The organism is Amycolatopsis sp. NPDC049691 (genome assembly GCF_040675005.1).
Taxonomy (GTDB): Bacteria; Actinomycetota; Actinomycetes; order Mycobacteriales; family Pseudonocardiaceae; genus Amycolatopsis.
This window is the reverse complement of sequence record NZ_JBFANX010000002.1, coordinates 397,376-416,121: the sequence shown is the minus strand read 5'-3', so window position 1 is coordinate 416,121 and position 18,746 is coordinate 397,376. Positions and strand designations below refer to the sequence as shown.

Annotated in this window: 19 protein-coding genes; 10 read left to right on the top strand and 9 right to left on the bottom strand. The window is 71.5% G+C overall.

The features are described from left to right. The first annotated feature begins 40 nt into the window (after positions 1 to 40). Entirely contained in the window at positions 41 to 742 is a 702-nt protein-coding gene (locus AB0J40_RS06270; protein WP_257926046.1) for an ABC transporter ATP-binding protein, read from the top strand. After that, a complete protein-coding gene (locus AB0J40_RS06265; protein WP_364448356.1) occupies positions 739 to 2,988 on the top strand; it encodes an ABC transporter permease in 2,250 nt (749 codons plus the stop codon). Before AB0J40_RS06270 ends, AB0J40_RS06265 begins: the two co-directional genes overlap by 4 nt. Before the next feature lie 39 nt (positions 2,989 to 3,027). Here the strand turns inward: AB0J40_RS06265 and trmB are convergent, their stop codons facing one another. The 6 genes from trmB to AB0J40_RS06235 all read right to left on the bottom strand — a co-directional run bounded on the left by trmB (position 3,028) and on the right by AB0J40_RS06235 (position 7,921). Further along, a complete protein-coding gene (gene trmB / locus AB0J40_RS06260) occupies positions 3,028 to 3,660 on the bottom strand; it encodes a tRNA (guanosine(46)-N7)-methyltransferase TrmB (protein WP_364448722.1) in 633 nt (210 codons plus the stop codon). A 72-nt stretch (positions 3,661 to 3,732) separates the two neighbouring features. Then, the gene (locus tag AB0J40_RS06255) at positions 3,733 to 4,284 is read right to left on the bottom strand and encodes a hypothetical protein (RefSeq protein WP_364448720.1); all 552 of its coding nucleotides are present in this window, start codon (positions 4,282 to 4,284) and stop codon (positions 3,733 to 3,735) included. 174 nt (positions 4,285 to 4,458) lie between these two features. Beyond that, positions 4,459 to 5,223 carry a hypothetical protein gene (locus AB0J40_RS06250; protein WP_364448353.1) on the bottom strand — a complete coding sequence of 255 codons (765 nt, stop codon included), beginning with the start codon at positions 5,221 to 5,223 and terminating at the stop codon, positions 4,459 to 4,461. Next, on the bottom strand, positions 5,220 to 6,125 hold the full coding sequence (locus AB0J40_RS06245) for an ATP-binding cassette domain-containing protein (RefSeq protein ID WP_364448351.1): 906 nt from the start codon (positions 6,123 to 6,125) through the stop codon (positions 5,220 to 5,222). The genes AB0J40_RS06250 and AB0J40_RS06245 overlap by 4 nt, the downstream gene beginning before the upstream one ends. Before the next feature lie 91 nt (positions 6,126 to 6,216). Further along, the gene (locus AB0J40_RS06240) at positions 6,217 to 6,966 is read right to left on the bottom strand and encodes an ABC transporter permease (protein ID WP_364448348.1); all 750 of its coding nucleotides are present in this window, start codon (positions 6,964 to 6,966) and stop codon (positions 6,217 to 6,219) included. 16 nt (positions 6,967 to 6,982) lie between these two features. Then, the gene (locus AB0J40_RS06235; RefSeq protein WP_364448346.1) at positions 6,983 to 7,921 is read right to left on the bottom strand and encodes an ABC transporter ATP-binding protein; all 939 of its coding nucleotides are present in this window, start codon (positions 7,919 to 7,921) and stop codon (positions 6,983 to 6,985) included. Positions 7,922 to 8,118: 197 nt separating this feature from the next. Between AB0J40_RS06235 and AB0J40_RS06230 the strand changes: the two genes are divergently transcribed. Next, the gene (locus AB0J40_RS06230) at positions 8,119 to 8,706 is read left to right on the top strand and encodes a TetR/AcrR family transcriptional regulator (RefSeq protein WP_364448343.1); all 588 of its coding nucleotides are present in this window, start codon (positions 8,119 to 8,121) and stop codon (positions 8,704 to 8,706) included. Continuing rightward, positions 8,703 to 9,647 (top strand): SDR family NAD(P)-dependent oxidoreductase, encoded by a 945-nt coding sequence (locus tag AB0J40_RS06225; protein WP_364448341.1) that lies wholly within the window; start codon positions 8,703 to 8,705, stop codon positions 9,645 to 9,647. Before AB0J40_RS06230 ends, AB0J40_RS06225 begins: the two co-directional genes overlap by 4 nt. Before the next feature lie 7 nt (positions 9,648 to 9,654). Here the strand turns inward: AB0J40_RS06225 and AB0J40_RS06220 are convergent, their stop codons facing one another. Continuing rightward, complete coding sequence (locus AB0J40_RS06220) at positions 9,655 to 10,380, bottom strand: SDR family NAD(P)-dependent oxidoreductase (RefSeq protein WP_364448338.1); 726 nt, start codon at positions 10,378 to 10,380, stop codon at positions 9,655 to 9,657. A 70-nt stretch (positions 10,381 to 10,450) separates the two neighbouring features. Here AB0J40_RS06220 and AB0J40_RS06215 point away from each other — a divergent pair, with 70 nt between their 5' ends. Further along, entirely contained in the window at positions 10,451 to 11,215 is a 765-nt protein-coding gene (locus tag AB0J40_RS06215) for a LysR family transcriptional regulator (protein WP_364448335.1), read from the top strand. A gap of 9 nt (positions 11,216 to 11,224) precedes the next feature. On the opposite strand, the gene AB0J40_RS06210 is transcribed toward AB0J40_RS06215, so the two are convergent. Together AB0J40_RS06210 and AB0J40_RS06205 are read right to left on the bottom strand one after the other, a co-directional pair. Next, the gene (locus tag AB0J40_RS06210) at positions 11,225 to 11,881 is read right to left on the bottom strand and encodes a response regulator transcription factor (protein ID WP_364448332.1); all 657 of its coding nucleotides are present in this window, start codon (positions 11,879 to 11,881) and stop codon (positions 11,225 to 11,227) included. Then, positions 11,878 to 13,029: a sensor histidine kinase gene (locus AB0J40_RS06205; protein WP_364448717.1), complete on the bottom strand. Its 1,152-nt coding sequence runs from the start codon at positions 13,027 to 13,029 to the stop codon at positions 11,878 to 11,880. The genes AB0J40_RS06210 and AB0J40_RS06205 overlap by 4 nt, the downstream gene beginning before the upstream one ends. A gap of 206 nt (positions 13,030 to 13,235) precedes the next feature. Here AB0J40_RS06205 and AB0J40_RS06200 point away from each other — a divergent pair, with 206 nt between their 5' ends. From AB0J40_RS06200 to AB0J40_RS06180, 5 genes are all read left to right on the top strand, one after another. Then, entirely contained in the window at positions 13,236 to 14,744 is a 1,509-nt protein-coding gene (locus AB0J40_RS06200) for a dynamin family protein (protein ID WP_364448715.1), read from the top strand. A 59-nt stretch (positions 14,745 to 14,803) separates the two neighbouring features. Further along, complete coding sequence (locus AB0J40_RS06195; protein WP_364448329.1) at positions 14,804 to 15,451, top strand: hypothetical protein; 648 nt, start codon at positions 14,804 to 14,806, stop codon at positions 15,449 to 15,451. 18 nt (positions 15,452 to 15,469) lie between these two features. Beyond that, entirely contained in the window at positions 15,470 to 15,859 is a 390-nt protein-coding gene (grpE, locus tag AB0J40_RS06190; RefSeq protein WP_364448327.1) for a nucleotide exchange factor GrpE, read from the top strand. Further along, a complete protein-coding gene (locus tag AB0J40_RS06185; protein WP_364448325.1) occupies positions 15,856 to 17,694 on the top strand; it encodes a dynamin family protein in 1,839 nt (612 codons plus the stop codon). The genes grpE and AB0J40_RS06185 overlap by 4 nt, the downstream gene beginning before the upstream one ends. Positions 17,695 to 17,798: 104 nt before the next feature. Beyond that, entirely contained in the window at positions 17,799 to 18,500 is a 702-nt protein-coding gene (locus tag AB0J40_RS06180; protein ID WP_364448322.1) for a hypothetical protein, read from the top strand. Positions 18,501 to 18,746: the final 246 nt, after the last annotated feature.

Here is an 18,746-nt window from a genome sequence, read left to right as displayed (position 1 = left end):
GCTCGTCGGCGTCAAGATCCGAACCGACAGGGAGAACGTGGTGGACCCGAACACTCCACAGTGGACGAATGGGCCGGTGCTGTCCGGCCGTGGGCTCGTGAAGCGCTACGGCGCGCAGTACGCCCTGGCCGGCATCGACATCGACATCCAGCCGCGGGACGCCGTCGCCATCGTCGGGCCGTCGGGCTCGGGCAAGACGTCGCTGCTGCACGTCCTGGCCGGGATCCTCAAGGCCGACGACGGGCAGATCTTCCTGGCCGGGCAGCGGATCGACCACCTCGGCGAGAAGAAGCGCAGCGAGCTGCGCCGCACCGAGTTCGGCTTCGTCTTCCAGTCGGGGATGCTGGTCGCGGAGCTGTCGGCCGAAGAAAACGTCGCGCTGCCGTCGCTGCTGGCGGGGCTCGGCCGCAAGGAGGCCATCGAAGCCGGCCGCCAGTGGCTCTCGCGCCTCGGCCTGGCCGGCAAGGAGAAGCGCCGTCCCGGCGAGCTGTCCGGCGGGGAGGCCCAGCGCGTCGCGATCGCCCGGGCGCTGACCCACCGGCCGAAGGTCATCTTCGCCGACGAGCCGACCGGCGCGCTCGACACGCGCACCGGCCGCGACACGATGGACGCCCTGCTCGGCGCCGCCCACGAGACGGGCGCCGCGGTGATCGTGGTGACCCACGACCGCGAGCTGGCCGAGTCGATGCCCAAGACCGTCGCCATCCGCGACGGCCTGATCGCGACGAGGCTGGCGGCGTGAACTCACTCCAGATCGCCCTGCGGGTGCTGAAGGTCGACCGGCGGACCCGGACGTCGGCGATCCTCACCGCGATCGGGGTGGCCGTCGCGACCGGGCTGGTGCTGCTGCTGGCGACGCTGCCGTTCGCCACGCAGAACCGCGAACAACGCGCCCTCTGGCAGGGCGAGCACTTCTTCAGCCGCGGCTCCGACGCCCCGGCCAAGATCGTCTTCAACTCGGCGAAGGACTACTTCGACGGGCAGCAGATCATGCGCGTCGACGTCGCGCTGACCCCCGGCACGATGGCGGCCGGAGTCGCGCTGCCGCCCGGGGTGCCGCAGCTGCCCGGACCGGGCGAGACCGTCGTGTCGCCGGCGCTCGGCCGGCTCCTGCAGGGCCACCCGGCCGATCAGCTCGGCGACCGGTTCGGCAAGCCCGTCGGCGCCCTCGGCGAGGACGCGCTGCGCTTCCCGGAGCAGCTCGTCGCGCTCGTCGGGCACACCCCGGACCAGATGCCCGAGAACGCCAACCCGATCGCGGGCTTCCCCGGCGGGAAGGCGAGCCCGGATCCGCTCCTCATGCTGCTGTCCTGGGTCGGGATCATCGTGCTGCTGGTGCCGAGCCTGGTGCTGGTCGCGTCCTCGGCGCGGCTGACCGCGGCCCGGCGGGAGCGGCGGCTGGCCGCGATCCGGCTGGCCGGGGCGACGCCGGGGCAGGTCACGAACATGGTGGCCGCCGAGACGACGCTGTCCGCGGGCATCGGCGCGCTGCTGGGCCTGCTGATCAGCCCGGCGCTGCACGGCCTCGCGTCGTTCGTCCCGTGGGCCGGGGGCACCTGGCTCGCGTCCGACTTCGCGCTCCCGGTCGGCCTGACGGTGTTCATCGTCCTGGCCATCCCGGTGCTCGTCGTGCTCGCCGGTGTCCTCGGCCTGCGCCGCGTGCTCAAGAACCCGCTGTTCGCGACCGGCGGCCACACGAAGAAGCCGTTGCGGTGGTGGCGCTTGCTGGCGCTGCCCGCGGCCGGGTTGTTCTTCCTCGTCGCGGTGACGACGGCGAAGGACTCCGGCGGCATCACGATGGTCATGGCGGGCCTGTTCCTGCTGGTCGGCTCGGCCGCGGTCGTCGGGCCGTGGGTGACGTCGGCGGTGGGCGGCACGTTCGTCCGGATCTGGCGGCGCCCGTCGGCGCTGCTCGCCGGCCGCCGGCTGCGTGACGACCCGAAGGGCGCCTACCGCGCCTCCGCCGGGATCGTCCTCGCGGTGTTCGCCGGCTCGATGGCGCTGACGCTGCTGCCGACGTTCGAGTCGATGGCCGGCGGCGGCCGGTCCTTCCAGGACTCGGTGCTCTACGTCGACACCGACGCCCAGCACGCTGGCGCGATCGTCGACCAGGCCAACGCGTCGCTGCGGAAGTACGGGCAGGCCGAGAAGGCCGTCGCGGTCGGCGAGGTCTACCTGGTCCAGGGCGAGGGCCGGGAGCGCACCGGCAACCGGGCGCTGGTGATGACCTGCGCCGACGCCGTCAAGCTGACCCGCTACGGCCTCACCCCGGCCAACTGCGCCGGCGGTCCGGCCGTCTTCGCGGACACGCAGCTGGACCTGGCGAAGTACAAGATCGCCAACGAATGGGAGGGTCCCGCGGTGGCCGTGAACTCGGGTACGCGGGCGGAAGCCGTGCCACCCCGGGACTCGGACCTCTCGAGCACGTCGATCATCGACCCGGCCGCGTTGCCGGCCGGCGTCACGCCGAAGTGGGTCACCGTGGTCGCGCCGACCACCGACGCCAACCGCGAGATCGTCCGGACGGCGCTGGCCGCGCCGGCCGCCGGCGAGGAGATCGGCAGCCGGGACCAGTACCTGTACAACCAGCAGACCGAGCTCGGCGACCTGCGCCGCGTCACGGTGATCGGGCTGGTGGCCGCCGGCATCCTGGCCGGCTGCAGCGCCGCGGTCGCGACCGCCGGCTCGGTGATGGACCGCCGCCGGACGTTCGGGGCGCTGATGGCCGCCGGCACGCCGGTGCGGGTGCTGGCGAGGGCGTTGCGGATGGAGGCCGCGCTGCCCGCGCTGGTCGCCACCATCGGCGCGGGAATCGTCGGGGTGCTGGTCGGTGTTGGGCTCTACAGCATGGTCGACGAGCGGGGCATCGTGCTCAGCCCGTGGCTGCTGGCGCCGGTCGTGCTCGGCGTCGGCGTGGCGCTGCTCGGCGCGTCGGTCTGCACGCCCGCCCTCAAGCGGGTCCAGGCCGAGCCGCTGGCCGAGGAATAGGAAGGACGTTCGCCCCTCTGTCGGGGGAGGGGCGAACTCCTACCGCTTTTCGAAGATCAGGTCGTGCGAGACGCGGCCTTCGACGTCAGCGCGCTGCTCGAACTTGGTCACCGGCCGCCACTCCGGTCGCGGCGCCCAGCCGTCGTACCGGTTCTTCAACGCCGGTTCCGCCGAGCAGACCTCGAGCATCTGCTCGGCGTAGTTCTCCCAGTCGGTCGCCATGTGGAAGGTGCCGCCGGGCGCGAGCCGCGAGGCCACGAGCGCCGCGAACGACGGCGACACGATCCGCCGCTTGTGGTGCTTCTTCTTCGGCCACGGGTCCGGGAAGAACAGCCGGACGCCGTGCAGCGTGTCCGGCTCGACGTGCTCGGTCAGGAACACGACGGCGTCGCCGTGCAGCAGCCGCAGGTTCCGGACGCCCAGCTTTTCGGCGCGCAGCATCAGCTGGCCGAGGCCCGGGTCGTAGACCTCGGCCGCGACGTAGTTCAGCTCCGGCGCCGCGGCGGCCAGCTGCGACGTCGTCTCGCCCATGCCCGAGCCGATCTCCAGCATGACCGGCGCCTCGCGGCCGAACCACTCGGTGAAGTCCAGCGGGCCCGCGGGCAGCTCACCGACCGTGCGGCCGAGGCCCGGCCACAGTTCTTCCCACGCGCGCTGCTGCCCGACGGTCATCCGGCCACCGCGCTTGACGTAACTGACCACGCTGCGCAGCCGACGTCCGTCTTGTTCTTCCACGCAGCGAGGTTAACGAACGGCTTCGAGCACCCCGAGACGAGACCGCAGCCCCGCCAGTCCGGCGATCGCGATCGGTTCCGGCGTCCGGCCGCTGTGCGCGGGCAGGACGTCGATCCAGCCGGGGTGCCGGTCGGTGTTCATCACCGTCGTGGGAATCGCGTGGCCCGATTTCCCGCGTTCGGACGGCATGAACTCCCAGTAGCCGGACTCGCCGTCCGCGGCCCACGGGACGAATTCCCAGCCCGGCCGCCTGCCGAGCAGCTGGGCGATGCGGTCTTCGACGCGGAAACCCTGTTCCCGCGAATCCAGCTTCCCGTCCGCGACCGCGCGGAGCCACCACGGTGCCGGGATCGGCCCCGCCATCCCGGCCGAGGCGCGGAACAAGGCCAGGACGGTGTCTTCGGGGGCGCGGTGCACCCACGCCCGGCGGAGTTCGGCCGGCGTCGCCGCCGTCATGGCAGCCTGCGGGAGCTCGATCGCCCGCGACCATTCGAGGTCCAGCATCGGTTCGAGCCGGGGAACGTCGTCTTCGACGCGAGCTCGGGGAATGGTGCCACCCAATTCTTGCCCGGTGTTCACCGTCAAGGATCACCTCCAGGGGAGCGCAGACGGTTCCGGTGCTCACTTACGAATATTGCCTGGTCATAGCAGTATGTCCGGTGCCTGTGAGAGAAGCCACAGCCTCTTCATCTTTTGTTAACACGAATTTTTGAGGTATTGACAGCGCCGTCACGCTCAGGCGTCGCGGCGTGCCGTCGTGATGACCCCGGCCACGAACAGTGCAACGCAGATCGCCGCGAAGTAACCGAGGTACCCCCACGGGCCGAGCGGGGCGGCCGGCAGCTGCAGCGCCCCGGTGCCGAGGCCGCCGCCGGCGCCGACGAACTGGTCGGCCGCGTGGAACGGCATCCACTGGTAGATGTGCTTGCCGGCGCCCGGGATGAAGATCACCACGCCTTCGAGCACCTGCGTCCAGACGAGCACCACGGTCAGCGCGAAGGCGACACTGCGCAGCAGCAGGGCGACGCCGACGCCGGCCACCGCGGCGAGCAGGAAGACCAGGCTCTGCCCGAGCACCGAGCGCCACTCCGCGCCGGAGTGCAGCGCGAGGTCGGCGTCCGGCGCCACGACCGTCGCCAGCCCCCACGAGCCGAAGCCGACGAGCAGGCCGAGCCCGGCGCCGACCGCGCCGACGACGGTCACCTTCGCCAGCAGCGCGGGCACCCGGCTCGGTACGGCCTGGAACGTCAGCCGCATGGTGCCCCAGTTGAACTCCGACGCCGTCGCGAGGATCGCGAGGACGACCAGCACGGTCCGGCCGTTGCCGCTGGCGAGCTGGGTGTTGCCGACGGTCGGCGGGATCTCCGGGCCGGCCAGGGCGAAGAACAGCGCGGTGAAGCCGAGCGGCGCGGCGAACGCGAGCGCCAGGCACCACCACGGCGCGCGGGTGCTGAAGAGCTTGATGCGCTCGGCGCGCAGCAGGTTCGCGGTGGTGGTCATCGGCCGGCTCCAGCGGTGAACTCGGTGGCCTCGCGGGTGAGGTCGAGGTAGGCCTGTTCGAGGGAGCCGGTGATCGGGCTCAGCTCGTGCAGTGTCGCGCCGGCGTCGAAGGCCAGCCGGCCGATCCGGTCACTGTCCAAACCGGACACCACGAAGGTGCCGTCGGACTCGGTGAACTCGGCCTGCCCGGTCAGCGCCGCCCGCAGCTCGTCGGCGTGTGGAGTGCGTACGCGCACGCCGTGCTGGCTCGTCCGCGCGACGAAGTCGTCCATCGTGCCCTGGTAGATCAGCCTGCCCCGGCCGATCACGACCAGGTCCTGCGCGGTCTGCGCCATCTCGGGCAGCAGGTGGCTGGAGACGAAGACGGTCCGGCCCTCGGCGGCCAGCGCGTGGAGCAGCTGGCGGATCCAGGCCATGCCCTCGGGGTCCAGGCCGTTCACCGGCTCGTCGAACAGGAGCACGCGCGGGTCGCCGAGCAGCGTGGCCGCGATGCCGAGCCGCTGGAGCATGCCGAGCGAGTACTGCCCGGCGCGGCGGCCCTCGGCGCTGGTCAGCCCGACCAGCGCGAGCACCTCGTCGACGCGCTTCTCGGGGATGCCGTTGGTCGCGGCCAGCCAGCGCAGGTGGTCGCGTCCGCTGCGGCCGGGGTGGCGCCAGGTGGCGTCCAGCATCGCGCCGACCGTCCTGAGTGGATCTTTCAGCTGCCGGTACGGGACGCCGTCGACGAGGACCGTGCCCGCGTCCGGGGTGTCGAGCCCGAGGACCAGCCGCATGGTCGTGGACTTGCCGGCGCCGTTCGGGCCGAGGAAGCCGGTGACGCGGCCCGACCGCGCCGTGAACGTCAGCTCGTTGACCGCGGTGGTGGCGCCGTACCGCTTGGTCAGTGCGTTCGCTTCGATCACCCGAGGAGCCTACCGAGAAACGGGAATCCGGGTCGCCCCCCGACAGCGCGACCCGGATTCCCGTTTTCCCCTTTATCCCCTTGTTCCCCCTTTATGCGTCCCGCTTCTTCGCGACCCCGAGCGCGATGAGCAGGAACACGACCGCGATGCCGGCGAAGTACGCCAGCGCCCACCCCGGGCTCAGCGGCGAGTCCGACGGCGCGGGGCCGTCGACGACCGCCGAGCCGCGCAGGAACTTGTTCGCCACGTTGAACGGCAGCCACTCGTGGATGGTGTGCCCGATCTTCGGGATCAGCTGCACCAGCTCTTCCACGGCCAAGTAGTAGATGAGCAGCAGTGCGATGGCACCGGCGCTGTGCCGGATGAGGATCCCGAGCGCGACGGCGAGCACCGCGCTGAGGGCGAACACCGGGCCGAGCCCCGCGACGTTCATCCAGTCCTGCGAGGTGTGCAGGCCCAGGCCGTCGTTCGGCCGCATGAGCATCCCGAGGCCCAGCGCGCCGAACGCGGCGATCTCGCCGATCACCAGCGCCACGAGCGCGACGACGATCGCCTTGGCGACCAGCGCCGGCGAGCGGTGCGGCACGGCCTGGAACGTCGTGCGGATGGTGTTGAAGCGGTATTCGGTGGTCACCGCGAGCGCGGCGAGCACCATCACGACGGCGATCCCGAACTGGGAGCCGCCGAACTGGGTGGCCGGCAGCGTGAGCTGCGAGTCGGACGGCGTCGCGCCGGCGATGATGGCGGCGAAGCCGATGGTCAGGGCCAGGGTGATGAGCGCGCACCACCACGGCGATCGGGTGCTGAACAGCTTGATGCGTTCGACTGCGAGCAGGTTCATGGTCTTGGTTCCCCGGTTACTTGGCGGACTCGAGCACGTGCTGCGCCTCGGCGTCGAGGCCGGTGTGGTACTCGACGGAGTCGCCGGTGATCTGCATGAAGGCCTGCTCCAGCGAGCCGGTCTGCGGGCTCAGCTCGTGCAGCACGATCCGGTTGGCGGCGGCGATCTCGCCGATCTTGTCGCTGTCCATCCCGGACACCACGAGGGCGACGCCGTCCTCGACGACCCCGGCGCTCGCGCGCTGCAGGGCGTCGCGCAACTCGCCCAGCTGCGGCGAGCGGACCTTGACAGTGTTCTCCGCGGCGCGGGAGACGAAGTCTTCGGTGGAGGACTGCGAGATCAGCTGACCCCGGCCGATCACCACGAGGTTGCTCGCGGTCAGCGCCATTTCCGAAAGCAGGTGGCTCGACACGAAGACCGTGCGGCCTTCCTCGGCCAGGCGGTGCATGAACTTCCGGATCCAGAGGATGCCCTCCGGGTCCAGGCCGTTCACCGGCTCGTCGAACAGCAGCACCTCCGGGTCGCCCAGCAGGGCGGCCGCGATGCCGAGCCGCTGCGACATGCCGAGCGAGAACCCGCCGGCGCGCTTGCCGGCGACGCTGGTCAGGCCGACGATCTCGAGCACCTCGTCGACCCGGCTCGCCGGGATGCGGTTGGACTTCGCCATCCACAGCAGGTGGGCGCGCGCCGAGCGGTTCGGGTGGACCCACTTCGCGTCGAGCAGCGCGCCGACCGTGCGCAGCGGTTCCTTGAGCTCGTGGTACTTCTTGCCCCCGATGGTGACCTGGCCGCCCGTCGGGTTGTCCAGGCCCAGGATCATCCGCATGGTGGTGGACTTGCCCGCCCCGTTCGGGCCGAGGAAGCCGGTGACCTGACCCGCGGCCACGGAGAACGACAGGTTGTTCACCGCCAGTGTCTTCCCGTACCGCTTGGTGAGGCCGGTTGCCTCGATCATGACTGCTCCTCTTCCGCCCCTCGCTTACGACGCGTTCATCGTCGCGGGTCGGAGCCGGTTCGCGCGTCACCCTGGAGACCGAACCGCGCCCCCTACCTGAGTAGTACCTTGCTGGCTCTTCGGCCGATGCGCGATCCGTGATGACCCTGAGACGACCCTGATTCGACGGCATTAATGAACTGTGGTTCAATAATGCCGTGGCCCGGCCGAGGAGCATCACCGACGAGCGGCTGCTGGGTGCGGCGGAGACCGTGATCGGCCGCTGCGGCCCCGGTTTCACGCTGGCGCAGGTGGCTGCGGAAGCGAACGTTTCGGTCGGCACGGTCGCGCAGCGGTTCGGCTCGAAGAGCGGCCTGCTGCAGGCGATGAGCCGGCGGGCCACGCGGCGGGCGGTCGAGCAGATGCGGGAGTGCGCCGAGCGGGCGGACGACCCGGTCGACGGCCTGCGCGCCGCGGCGGTTTCGGTCTACGCGGTGCTGGGCGACGCCGAAGAGGCGGCGAACCACCTGGGCCAGCTCGGCGTGGACATCGGCGACCCAGTGCTGCGGTCGCTGCTGGGCGAGCACTTCACGGCGGTCGAGGAAGAACTGCGGCGGCTCGTGCGGGCGGCGGCTCCGGCGCTGCCGCGCGCGCCGGGCGTGCCGCGGGCCGCCCGGGTCGTGCTGGACGTGATCAACGGGGTGTCGATCGACTGGTCGATCCGGCCGCACGGGCGGCTGGCCGACCGGCTGGCGGAGGACGTCGACGCGGTTTTGACCGCGTGGCGAGGACGGGAGGATGCATGAGTGAGCTTGCGAACGAATCGAATTCAACACTGAGCTTGCAGGGCAAGGTAGCCGTGGTCACCGGGGCGACCCGGGGCTGCGGCCGGGCGATCGCGGTGGAGCTGGGCCGCGCGGGCGCGACGGTGTACGTCACCGGCCGCACGACGCGGGAAACGTCGTCACCGCTGAAGCGCCCGGAGACGATCGAAGAGACGGGCGAACTGGTCGAGGCGGCGGGCGGCCGCGCGGTGGTCGTCCGCTGCGACTTCACATCGGTGTCCGATGTGGACGCGTTGAAGGCCCGCATCGAGTCCGAAGTGGACGGAATCGACGTCCTCGTCGACGACGTCTGGGGCGGCGACATGTACTTCCACTTCGACGCGCCGTTCTGGGAGACGCCCCTGGAAGACGCGCTCAACCTGACGCACAACGCGCTCGACACGCACCTCATCGCGCTGCACAGGCTGCTGCCGCTGGTGGTCGCCCGCCGCGGGCTAGTCCTCGAGGTCACCGACGGCGACAACGACGACTACGTCGGCGCGGGTCTCCCCTACTACCTGGCGAAGTGCGGCATCCGCGCCCTCGGCCGGGCGCTGGGCGTGGAGCTGAAGAAGAACGACTGCGTCGGCCTCGCGGTGACGCCGGGCTTCCTGCGTTCGGAGTCGATGCTCGACCACTTCGAGGTCACCGAGGACAACTGGCGCGACGCGGTCGGCAAGCTCGCCCCGGTCGACTTCAAGATCTCCGAGACGCCGTACCTGCTGGCCCGCGGCGTCGCGGCCTTGGCGCAGGACCCCTCGGTGTCCCGCTTCGCCGGCCGAACACTGGCGTCCTGGACGCTGATGAAGGAGTACGGCTACACGGACATCGACGGCGACCGCCCGGACTTCGGCCGCTGGCTCACCGAAGTCCGCAACGCGGGCAAGGACCCGGCGGCCACCCCGCCGGACGGCTACCGCTGACCGGCCGTCACCACGGCACCGGCCCGGCGTCGTCGAAGAGCCCACCGCTCGGGCCGTCGTCGGGAAGGGTGGCGAGGCGGACGGCGGTCTTGGCGCCGTCCGCCGGCGTGCTGGTGCCGTGGAAGCCGTTCAGCTCGGTGGCGACGTAACCGGGGCAGGCGAGGTTGATCTTGACCGGCGTGCCGGCCAGCTCCTTGGCGTACTGGACGGTGACCGCGTTGAGGAACGTCTTCGACGGCGAGTACGCCCCGCTGACCCCGCCGAGGTCGGCACCCGGCGTGGTCTGCAACGTCAGAGACGCGACGTGGCTGGACTGGTTGACGATCCGCGGGTGCGCGGAGCGGCGGAGCAGGGGCAGCATCGCGTTGGTGACCCGGACGACGCCGATCACGTTGGTCTCCACGACCGCCCGCAGGTTCTCCGGCGTGACGGCCGACGGCTCGTCCGGCCAGGCCCCGGCGATGCCGGCGTTGTTGACCAGCACGTCGAGCCGTCCGGCCCGCTCCTCGACCAAGGAGGCGGCCGCCGCCACGCTCGCGTCGTCGGTCACGTCCAGCGGCACGCCGAACGCGTCGACGCCGGCCGCGCGCAGCTTCGCCACGGCGTCCTCCCGGCGCTGCTCGTCCCGCGCCCCGACCCCGACGCTCCAGCCCAGCGCGCCGAGCCCGGCCGCGATCTCGAGGCCGATTCCCTTGTTCGCACCGGTGACCAGTGCGATCGTCCGTTCGCTCATGCCGTCGATCGTGGCCGGGGACCGGCGGGGAACCAACACCACCTGAGCCGCGCATCGATACCCGGACGACATGGATCGGGCCCAGCCGCCGCTGTCGCGCACCATCGCCCGGCTGGAGCGGCGGCTCGGTGTCGCGTTGCTGGAACGCACCAGCCGCAAGGTCACGCTCACCGAAGCCGGGTCGGTGCTGCTGGCCGAAGGCCGCACGATCCTCGGCGCGCTGGCCGCCGCCGAGCGCCACACCCGATCCGCCGCGACGAGCCGGCCCGCGCTCGTCCTGGCCACCAAGACCGGCGCGTCGAGCGAACTGGTGGCGAAACTGCTCGACGCGTACGCTGCCGAGCCCGACGCCGTCCCGGTCGACCTGCTGCTCTGCGAATCCCAGCCGCAGGAACCGCTGCACGCCGGCCGGGCCGACGTCGCTCTGCTGCACCAGCCCTTCGACTCGGCGGCCGGCTTCGACACCGAAGTCCTGAGCACCGAAGGACAGGTCGCCATCCTCCCCGCCGCGCATCCGCTGGCCGCCCGGTCCGCCCTCCGGCTTGCGGAGATCAGCGCACTGGCGGACCTCCCGATGGCCCGCTGGCCCGGCCCCGGCGGCGCTTACCCCGATGGTCCCGGTGCGGAGGTCCGCAACCAGACCCAGCTCTTCCAGCTGATCGCGCTCGGCCGCACCACGGTCGTCATGCCCGAGTCCAGCCGCGCCAACCTGCTCGACGGCCTGGTCGCCGTGCCGGTTCCGGACGCGCCGACCGTGACGACGGTCATCGCCTGGCCACCACACAGCCGCTCGCCCGCCCTCGCCGGCCTGGTCCGCGCGGCCACCCGGCTCTGACGCCCCGGCTCAGCCCAGGCCGGGGCGCGCGAGACCGGTTTCGTAGGCCAGCACCACGGCCTGCACCCGGTCGCGCAGCTCCAGCTTCGCCAGGATCCGCCCGACGTGCGTCTTCACCGTCGCCTCCGAGAGGAACAGCGCCTCCGCGATCTCCAGGTTCGACATGCCCTTGGCGATCAGCACGAGCACCTCGCGCTCGCGGTCGGTCAGCACGTCCAGCTCCGCCGTGTCGCGCATCGGGGCGCCGCCGGAGCCGACGAAGCGGTCGAGCAGCCGGCGGGTCACCGACGGCGACACCACCGCGTCGCCCGAGGCGACCGCCCGCAGCGCCGACACCAGGTGGCCGGGCTGGGTGTCCTTGAGCAGGAACCCGCTCGCCCCGCCCTGCAGCGCCGCGTAGACGTACTCGTCGAGGTCGAACGTCGTCATCACGAGCACGCGCGCGGTGCCGGCGGCGACGATCCGCTTCGTCGCCTCGACGCCGTCGAGGACCGGCATCCGGACGTCCATCAGCACGACGTCCGGCCGCAGGCGCGAAGCCAGCTCGATCGCCTGCGCGCCGTCGGCCGCCTCGCCGACGACGTCGATGTCGGCCTGCGCGCCCAGCACCATCCGGAACCCGACGCGCATCAGTTCCTGGTCGTCGACGACCACCACCCGGATCACTTGTCCAACCTAACCGGCAGGGCCGCGCGGACCTGCCACCCACCGCCCGGAGCGGGGCCCACGTCGAGCGTCCCGCCGTACACGTGCGCGCGTTCGCGCATGCCGATCAAGCCGTTGCCGCCCGGCAGGCGCTGCGCGGAACCGGCCAGCTGCGGGACACGGCCGGCGCCGTCGTCGGACACCAGCACCTCCACCAGGTCGCCGGTCCGGTGCACCCGCACCGACGCGGTCGCGCCGCGGCCGGCGTGCTTGAGCGTGTTGGTCAGCGACTCCTGCACGATCCGGTAGATGCCCAGCGAGACACCGGCGGGCAGGTCGCCGAGGTCGTCGGTCTCCAGCTCGACCGGCACCCCGGCGGTGCGCATCCGGTCGGCCAGGTCGGCGATGGCGTGCGCGTCCGGCTGCGGGACGCGGGGTTCGCCGTCGGCGTCGTCGCTGCGGAGCACGTCGAGCAGGCGCCGCAGCTCGCCGAGCGCGCCGCGGCCGGTCTCGGAAATCGTTTGCAGGGCCCGCTGGGCGAGCTCCGGGTTGCTCTCGATGGCGTAGGACGCGCCGTCGGCCTGCACCACCATGACGCTCACCGCGTGCGCGACGACGTCGTGCAGCTCGCGCGCGATCCGCCCGCGCTCCTCGGCCACCGCGATCCGGGTGGCCTGGTCCCGTTCGGTCTCGAGCAGGTGCAACCTGGCCTCCACTTCCACGTCGTAGGCGCGCCGGGCGCCGACGAACTCGCCGAGCGTCCAGCACAGCGCGATGCCGAACGCCAGGAACAGGATCTCGATGACGAGGTCGTCGTCCGGCGCGTCCAGCGCCAGCTGCACGGCCGACGACACGACGACCGCGCCGACGAACACCAGCCCCTGCCGCCGCCCGGCGTAGACGACGACCGAGTAGATGCTCATCGCCAGCCCGGCGGCGCTGCCGATGCCGAGCATCAGCGTCGCGTGCACGATGCTGATCACCAGCACGACGTAGGCCGACCACAGCGGCGACCGGCGGCGGAACACCAGTGGCGCGACCATCGCGATGTTGATCGGCACGGCGACGTACCAGGGCGGCAGCTCGGGCAGCTCGGCGAACTGGTCGGCGACGAACAGCGTCAGGTCGACGAAGCCGAGCAGGACGGCGAGCACCGTGTCGCCCGCCATGGGGTGGGCACGCATCCAGAGGCTCAGCCGTCGCACCAGGCAACACTAGGTCCCGGGCCGGGGGAAGCGCGTCGGTCGGCGGTACCACCTTCGGTGCGACCTCCGGATGACGTGCATGGCACGATTCACGGGGTTGTCCGTACGACCGGGGAGGACTGGGGGCCGTGACGTCACCGGAGCAGGGCCGGCTCGCGGGACCGCTGTCGATGTCGGTGGCCAACCTGTGCCACCGCCTGCAGTCGCAGGTCTCCGCGCGCACCGCGGCCGGCTTCGCCGAAGTGCTGCGCCGGCTCGGCGCGCCGCTGCAGGTGGCCGTCGCCGGGCGGATCAAGTCGGGCAAGTCGACGCTGGTCAACGCGCTGATCGGGCGCCGGGTCGCGCCGACCGACATCGGCGAGTGCACGCGGCTGGTGACCCGGTTCCAGTACGGCACGGTCGACCGCGTCGAGATCGTCTTCACCGACGGCCGCAAGCAGGTGCTCCCCTTCGCCGCCGACGGGATGATCCCCGCCGAGCTGGGCGTCGACATCGACAAGGTGTCGCACATCGAGGCGTACCTGACCAACGCCGTCCTGCAGGGCATGACGGTGATCGACACGCCCGGCCTCGGTTCGCTCGACGCCGCTTCGGTGTCGCGGACCGAGCAGCTGCTGGGTGCCGCGAAACACGCCAAGGACGACGAAGGCTCGGACGAGCTCGACGACACCTCGCGCAACGCGGTCGCCGGCGCCGAAGCCGTCCTCTACGTGGTGACGCAGGGCGTCCGCGCCGACGACCAGCAGGCCCTCGCCGCCTTCACCGCCGCCACCGCGAGCCGCGAGGCGGGCCCGGTCAACGCCATCGCCGTGCTGAACAAGGCCGACACCATCGCGCCGGAGTCGGTCGAGGGCTCCGGCGGCGACGTCTGGAAGGCCGCGACGATCCTCGCCGAGAAGCAGGCGAGCACCTTGAAGCCGCGCGTGGCCGACGTGCTGCCGGTGATCGGGCTGATCGCCGAGTCCGCCGAGTCGGGCGGGTTCACCTCCGCCGACGCCGAGGCGCTGCGGCAGCTCGCCGGCCTCGACGACGACGTCCTGCAGACCATGTTGATCTCGGCCGACATCTTCACGACCTGGGAGTGCGACGTCCCGTCGGGCACCCGGCTGCGGCTGCTGGAGAAGCTCGACCTGTTCGGCATCTCCCACGCCGTCGAGGCCATCCGCAAGGAACCGGAGATCACGGCCGGCGCGTTGCGGCGGTCGCTGCTCGACGCGTCCGGGCTGGAAGCGGTGCGGCAGCGCCTGTCGATCGTGTTCGCCGCCCGCGCCGACGGCATCAAGGCGGCCGCCGCGCTCGCGTCGGTCACCGCGCTCGCGCACGCTTCGGGCGACCCGGCCGAACGCCAGCGCGTCCACGACGCCATCGAGGTGCTGCTCGCCAAGCCCGAGGCCCACCAGCTGCGGCTGCTCGAAGCGCTGACGCTGGTCGCGTCCGGCGCGGTCGACATGCCGGAAGACCTGTCGGAGGAGGTCCTGCGTGTCGGGAGCAACGCCGACATCGGGGCCCAGCTCGGCAAGCCCGGCGCGCCCCGGCCGGAGCTGGCCGCGCACGCCCTCGAGCGCGCGGGCTGGTGGCGGTCCTTCGCGTCCTTCGGGGCGACGCCCGCGCAGAGCCGCGTCGCGCACGTCGTGCACCGCGCGTACTTCTTGATCTGGCAACAGGTCCGCGAAGCCTGAGTTTGTCTCTGCTTGCCGACTTCGCCGGTCAGCGCCCTTTTCCCGCGTACTGTTGAGGTGTGCGCCTAGAAAACACGACATCGTGGCGAGCGGGCTGGAGCAGCGAGAACGAGATCGACGTCGCGCTGTACATCCGTGACGCCCTCGCGCTGTCCGTTTCCGAAGGACAGGTGCTGCCGCCCGTGGAGCCGCGGGTCCCGGTGCACGTCCCGCCCGAGATCGACCGCGCGGCCGTCCAGGCGCAGTGGGCCGACTGGTGGGTCGACCTGCTGGCGTTCCTGCGCAACCGCGAGGACCCGGACCCGCGCAGCCCGCGCTCCCGCTACGGCAGGCCCGCCCTCGCGCAGGGGTCGGCGATGCGGCAGGCGCTCGAGTTCTTCGGCCCGGCCGCGTCCCGCCACTTCGCCAACGCGCGCGGGCCCGCCCTGCGCGGCGCGAGCGAGCCGTCCGGGGGCACGCCGTGGGCCCCCGGCTTCTACCGGCGGCAGATCGTGGCCGGCGAACGGCTCGGCCAGCTGGTGCGCGAAGCCGAGGTCCGGCTGGGCCGCCGCGCGTACCCGTTCCGGCTGAACGTCATCGAGATCTCCGTCGCCGGGTCGATCTGGCTGCGCACGGCGGAGGACCAGCTGCTCGTCTCGTCCCGGCTCGCCGAGGACGGCCCCGGCCTGGAAGCGGTGCTCCGCGAGGTGATCGACCAGCTCGTCTGAATCCGCCAGACTGTCCGCATGGCGTGGTTTCGCAAGGACGGAACCGACCGCGGGTCCACCGCGTCGGACACCGATGTGCACCCCTTGCAGCAGCAGGACACCGATCTCGAGCGCGCACTCGCGGATCGCCAGGCACTGATCCAGATGTGCCTCTACGCCCTGGACCGCGCCCGCAGCGGCGGTGTCGTCGAACGCCTGGAAGAAGGCCTCGCCGCGATCGGCGTCCAGGCCCTGCGGCCCGACGGCGAGCGGTTCGACCCGGCCCGCCACGAGGCGGGCGGCGCGGTCCCGACCGACGACCCCGCGCTCGACGGCGTCGTCGCCGAAACCGAGGTCACCGGCTTCGCCGACCACGACCGGCTGCTGCGTGCCCCGATCGTCACCGTCTACGCGAAGAAGAACCTGTGAGCGCACCGACCGCGCCGAGCCTGCCCGCGCAGGTCCAGGCGGCCCGCGACCAGCTGCTGACCGTCGTCCGCGACGCCGACCCGGACGCCGCGAAGTGGGTCGAAGAGGTCCGCCGCGCCCGGCCGAAGAAGCCGTCCGTGGTGGTCGTCGGCGAGACGAACCGCGGGAAGAGTTCGCTGGTCAACGCGCTGCTCGCGACGCCGGGACTGTCCCCTGTGGACGCCGACGTCGCCACCGCCACCTACCTCGTGTTCGACCACGCCGACGCGTGGGGCGCGCAGGCCTGCTACCCCGGCCAGCTGGCGTCGGTCCCGATCGACCTCGGCCAGCTGATCAACTGGGTGTCCGCCGCGCACGAGCTGCCGCCCGGCCAGCTCCCGCCGCGGTACGTCGAGGTCACCGGGCCGGTCCCGCTGCTGGAACGGCTCTCGCTGGTCGACACGCCGGGCGTCGGCGGCCTCGACTCGCTGCACGGCGAGCTCGCCAAGGAAGCCGCCGCGGGCGCGACCGCACTGCTGTTCGTCGTCGACGCGTCGGCGCCGTTCACCTCGACCGAGCTGCAGTTCCTGCGCGACGTCGGCGAGCGCGTCGAGACCGTGGTGTTCGCGCTGACCAAGGTGGACATGTTCCGCGGCTGGCGCGAGGTCATGGAGGCCGACAAGCAGCTGCTGCGCGAGCACGCGCCCCGCTTCGCCGACGCCGTGTTCCACCCGGTGTCGGCGCGGATGTTCGAGACGGCCGCGAAGGCGCCGAACGAGCAGATGGCCGCGATGCTGCGGGAGAAGTCCGGCGTCGCGGCGGTGCAGACCGCGCTGCAGGAGCTGCTCGTCGGCCGGTCGGCCATGCTCGGCGAAGCGAACACGCTGCGTGCGCTGTCCACCGCGCTCGGCGAGCTGAAGGCGAAGCTGCAGGCCGAGAGCCGGGCGCTGTCCGCGGGCGAGGCCGAGGCCGAGCAGCTGCGCGAACGCCGTGACCAGCTGCAGGCCGAGCGCCGGACGTCGACCCGCGGCTGGCAGCTGAAGCTGCGCGGCGAGGTCCAGCGCACCCGCGTCGAGGTCGGGCACGAGAGCAGCAGGCAGATGCGGGACGCGCAGACCCACTTCCGCCAGCTGATCGACGCCGCCAAGCGCGACGAGCTGGCCGCGCTGCCGCAACAGGTCGACATCGCGCTGCAGACGACGTCGCAGCGCATCTCGATGCTGCTCTCGCAACGCCTGAACCAGGTCACCAACGTCTCGCTCTCGGAGCTGTTCTCCCCCGAGGAGCTCGACGTCATCCGCGCGCAGTTCGCCCGGGCCGGCGGCCCGCCGGTGGTGCTGCGGCCGCCGGACAAGAAGCCGCCGACGGCCGAGGACAAGCTGCTCGTCTTCATGGGCATCTCCGGCGGCGTCGGCGCGGGCAAGGTAGCCGCGCTGCCGCTGGCCGGGGTCGCGATCCTCAACCCCGTCGTGCTGCCCGCGACGATCATCATCGGCCTGGGCGCCGGCTGGTGGATGGCTCGCACGCGCAAGCACGCGGCCGACAAGCAGCACATGAAGCAGTGGCTCGTCGAGGCCATCGCGGACGCCCGCTCGACGCTCGACCAGCTCGTCGCCGAGCAGCTCATCGAGGCCGAGCAGCAGCTGTCGATGGCCCTGGACGAGGCGCTCGGCCGGCGCATCGACGCCATCGAGGCGGAGCTGAAGGAAGTCGACAAGACGATCAAGATGGGCGCCCAGGAACGCGCCAAGAAGATCGCCATCGTCTCGAAGCGGCTCAAAGAGGTTTCCGAAGGCCGCGACCGCGCCGAAGCCTTCCTCACCCGGATCCGGGCGCTGCGGGACAAGACGGCCTGAGCACCCGTCCGGTTGTGGAGCGGAACCGAACGGGCCTACGGTGAGTCATACCCTCCGACAGCAGGTCAGAGACGGCGTTACCCGGTTCAAAGGGGGCAGTTCCCATGTGGGTCGACGAGAGCGGCGGCAGCGACACCGATGCCAGCGGCACCGAGGCGATGACCGTCCACGTCGACGGCCAGGAGTACCAGGCCGAGGTCAACTACGACGTGAACGACGACGGCGTCAACGACACCGCGATCGTCGAGCACGACGACGGCACCGCCCAGGCCTTCATCGACACGAACCACGACGGTGAGGCCGACCAGTACGCGGTACTGGACGAAAACGGCAAGGTCGTCGAGCAGGCCGTCTACGACGAGGCGAGCGGCGAATGGGTCGAGGCCTCCGGTGGCGGCCACGACGACTCCGGCACGAGCGGTCACGACGACAGCTCGGGTGGCCACATCCACGCGGACATGCCGGACGGCGAGGTCGACGCCGGCGCGGCGACCATCGACACCGACCACGACGGACACAACGACACCGCCATCGTTGAGACGAAGAGCGGCGGCACGATCGCCTTCACCGACAAGGACGGCGACGGCGAAGCGGACATCGCCGTGCAGACCGAAGCGGACGGCACGACCACGACGTTCGAGCACACCGGCCCCGGCCAGTGGACCGAGGTCTCGAGTGGACTGATGGACTCCGGCGGCGAGGGCGACCCGGCGGGCGACGCCGAATGGGGCGGCGCCGGCACGCAGACGCTGGAAGGCGTCGCGCGCATCGACTCCGGCACGGGACAGTGGATTTCGCCGAACTGAACGTGACTCAGGTCATAGTTTGAAAGCCCGAGGCTCCGGCCTCGGGCTTTCTTCATGTCTTCAATGAAAACGAGCAGGTCACAGGTGTGTCCCGGACCACCGGAAGATTTTCAGCAGATACACCGATTCAGTGACTTCTGAATCGATTCCCTTATCGTTCTTGTGAGAGAACCTACACGCCAGCTCTCGGTTACCTGCCGGTCATGCGGCTACTCTCAGGGAATCCCAAATCACGCACACCGGTTC